The organism is Candidatus Pelagibacter sp. (assembly GCF_052049775.1).
Lineage (GTDB): Bacteria > Pseudomonadota > Alphaproteobacteria > Pelagibacterales > Pelagibacteraceae > Pelagibacter.
Map to the genome: position 1 here is coordinate 1 of NZ_JBNGZH010000058.1, position 3,452 is coordinate 3,452.

At 27.7% G+C, this 3,452-nt stretch carries 4 protein-coding genes; 3 read left to right on the forward strand and 1 reads right to left on the reverse strand.

Annotated elements, in window-relative coordinates; genetic code table 11:
* Window positions 1–389 (forward strand): HdaA/DnaA family protein (locus ACTT83_RS06230; RefSeq protein ID WP_440919221.1); only part of this gene is annotated, 389 nt, incomplete at its 5' end.
* Entirely contained in the window at window positions 390–2,168 is a 1,779-nt protein-coding gene (aspS, locus tag ACTT83_RS06235; protein WP_440919222.1) for an aspartate--tRNA ligase, read from the forward strand.
* A gap of 1 nt (window position 2,169) precedes the next feature.
* Here aspS and ACTT83_RS06240 read toward each other — a convergent pair whose 3' ends face one another.
* Window positions 2,170–2,994, reverse strand: coding sequence for a TSCPD domain-containing protein (locus ACTT83_RS06240; protein ID WP_440919223.1), 825 nt, complete (start codon window positions 2,992–2,994; stop codon window positions 2,170–2,172).
* 116 nt (window positions 2,995–3,110) lie between these two features.
* Here ACTT83_RS06240 and ACTT83_RS06245 point away from each other — a divergent pair.
* On the forward strand, window positions 3,111–3,452 hold a 342-nt coding region (locus tag ACTT83_RS06245; RefSeq protein ID WP_440919224.1), incomplete at its 3' end, for an NADH-ubiquinone oxidoreductase subunit NDUFA12 family protein.

The window sequence follows — 3,452 nt, forward strand, 5'->3', positions numbered from 1 at the left end:
TTTTAGAAAATGTATCTGAAAAGATAAATGAAAATTTATTTTTTACTCTGTGTAATATAGTTGAACAAGATAACAAATATTTAATAGCTACCTCTGAAAATTCCATTGTAAATATTGATTTTAAGTTAGATGATTTAAAATCAAGATCAAAAAATTTTTTACTTCAAAATATTGATAAACCTGATGATGAACTTCTATTCGCTCTAATTTTAAAAAATTTATCTGATCGTCAAATATCAATAGATAAAAAATTAATTGACTATATTATTAAAAGAATTGATAGATCATATGGAAAAATAGTTGATTTTATATATAAAATCGACGAAGTAAGTTTAAAAAAAAAAAGATCTATAAATTTAAGTACAATTAAAGAGGTATTGGGAGAATAATTGAATAAATATAGAAGTCACAATTGTAACGAACTTAGAAAAAAAAATGTTGGGAGTAATATTTTGCTTTCAGGTTGGATTAATAAGAAGCGTGATCATGGAAATCTCTTATTTTTAGATTTACGTGATAACTATGGCATCACACAATGTATAGTAGACAAAGGAAATAAAAACTTTAAAGATTTAGAAAAATTACAACTTGAAACAGTTATTAATGTAGAAGGTAAAGTAGTTGATAGATCAACTGATACAATCAATAAAGAGATAGAAACAGGAGAGATTGAAGTCTCCATCGAAAATTATGTTGTTTTAGGCAAGTGTAAAGAATTGCCAATGCCTGTTTTTAGTGATCAAGAATATTCTGAAGAAATCAGATTAAAATATAGATATTTAGATTTAAGAAGAAAAAAAATTCATGAAAATATTATTTTGAGATCAAAAGTTATTTCGTTCATCAGGAATGAAATGAATAAATTTGGTTTTTTAGAGTTCCAAACACCAATATTAACATCATCAAGTCCCGAGGGAGCAAGAGATTTTCTTGTGCCAAGTAGATTGAATCCAGGTAAGTTTTATGCTTTACCGCAGGCACCTCAACAATTTAAGCAACTCATAATGGTTTCAGGTTTTGATAAATATTTTCAAATCGCCCCATGTTTTAGAGATGAAGATGCTCGTGCTGATCGAAGTCCAGGAGAGTTTTATCAATTAGATTTAGAGATGTCTTTTGTTGAGCAAGAGGATATTTTTAAAGTCGTTGAACAATTATTAGTTAACACCTTTAAAACATTCTCAAAAAAAAAAATCATAACAGAAAAGTTTCCAAGAATTACTTATAAAGATGCCCTTTTAAAGTATGGAAGTGATAAACCTGATCTTAGAAATCCACTGATAATTAAGGACATAACAGAAACTTTTACAAGAGAAGATGTTTCTTTTGATATCTTTAAAAAACTTGTGAAGTCTGGCTCAAATGTAAGATGTATTGTTACTAAAAATACGAAAGATAAACCAAGAAGCTTTTTTGATAATATAGATAGATGGGCCAAAGATGAGGGAGCTTCTGGTCTAGCTTATTTCACTATTGAAAATGGGATTTCCGCAAAAGGGCCTGTGGGAAAATTTTTTTCAAAGGTATCTTTAGAGGAAATCATGAAAAAAACAGGTGCAAAAGTTGGAGATAGTATATTTATGGCTTGTAGTAAAAAAAAGGATTTAGAGCGAATAACTAGTTTGGCTAGAGATAAAATTGCAAAAGACTTAAATTTAATAGATGATAATGTTTTTGCATTTTGTTGGGTAGTTGATTATCCAATGTTTGAAAAAAACGATCAAACAAATAAAATTGAATTTAGTCACAATCCTTTTTCGATGCCACAAGGAGATATCAAACAACTTAATTTTGAAAAACCTTTGGATATGTTAGCCTATCAGTACGATATAGTATGCAATGGGATTGAACTTTCATCTGGTGCTATAAGAAATCATATTCCTGAACTTATGTATAAATTATTTGCTATCGCTGGTTATGATAAAGATCAAGTTGACGAAAAATTTAGTGGAATGATTAATGCTTTAAGCTATGGTGCACCACCGCACGGGGGAATAGCTCCTGGAATTGATAGAATTATAATGCTTTTGGCAAACGAAAAAAATATTAGGGAAGTAACCATGTTTCCCATGAATCAAAACGCGCAAGATTTAATGATGAATGCACCTTCGTCAATAGATGAGAAACAATTGAAAGAACTCAATCTTGCTCTAAAAATGAATAAATAAATTATTTTTTACCTTTAAGATTTATTTTTATATCTGATAAATCTACTAAATTCTTCTTATAATTATTTCTTACAAAGCCTTTACTAGTAATATCTTTTACTATTTTTAAAAGTTGGTTTTGATCATCTGAGTTTTGGTCATCAATATTTGAAATTTCTGAAGTACCAATTGAAGGTGTATGTGCTAAATCTTCTCTATTTTGATAAGATATTGCTAATTCTCTAAAAATGTAGTCTAGAATTGATGTTGCGGTTAATATTCTATCATTACCATGAACTTTACCCGAAGGTTCAAATTTTGTGCCGACAAAAGCATTAATAAATTCATCTAGTGGAACTCCATATTGTAAACCTAGGGAAACTGCTATAGCAAAGTTGTTCATAAGAGCTTTTACTAATTCACCTTCTTTACTTGTATCAATAAAAATTTCACCTATTTTTCCATCCTCATATTCACCGGTGTGTAAGTAAACTTTATGATCACCAATAGTTGCTTTTTGGATGTAACCTTTTCTTCTATCTGGCATACTAAATCTTTTTCCAGATTTTTCTGAATTATTATTTTTTGACTTAATTATATGTTCTAAATTTTTTGATGGTGTTTGGTTATTTGCAGTTACTACCTCAATTTTTTTATTCTCAACAATTTTATTATTGTTTGGGTCTAAACTTTTAGTTTTTCTATTATCAAGCTTAACATCTAAAACTTCAAATTTACCATCATCACGTTGTTCAAGATTTTTTAGTTCACTTTCATTTATGTCATCTAAAAAATGATTTACCTTAAAAGTACAAGTATAATATGTTTCAACTAGATATTTAGCCATTTTACCTCAATTATTTTAAATTTAATTTGAATAATGAATCAAATTATTTATATACAAAAACAAATTATAGTCTAATTTAATTTATACAATTCCAAATTGAAAATAATAATTTTATTATGTTGACACTTTTAAGAAAAATTTTCACCTGGTGGAATCGAGATACTTTTGGAACCAGAATAAAAACAATTTTATTTGGTAAATTAATAGGTACAGATCATTTAGGAAATAAATATTACGAATCTAAAAGTGGAAAAAGATGGGTGATTTATGCTGCGGAAATTGATGCATCAAAAATACCTGTTGAGTGGTATTCTTGGATGCATTTTACCAATAATAAAATACAAAATAATCATGAACTAAAAAAATATGATTGGCAAAAACCTCATCAAGAAAATTTAACTGGCACAGACTCAGCTTATTATCCAAATAAAAATAAAAATGCTATTCAAAAAAAATAT

What these genes read in the sequence shown, in the direction of transcription:
- ACTT83_RS06240 (WP_440919223.1), bottom strand. Translation starts at nt 2,994, where the DNA reads ATGGCTAAATATCTAGTTGAAACATATTATACTTGTACTTTTAAGGTA.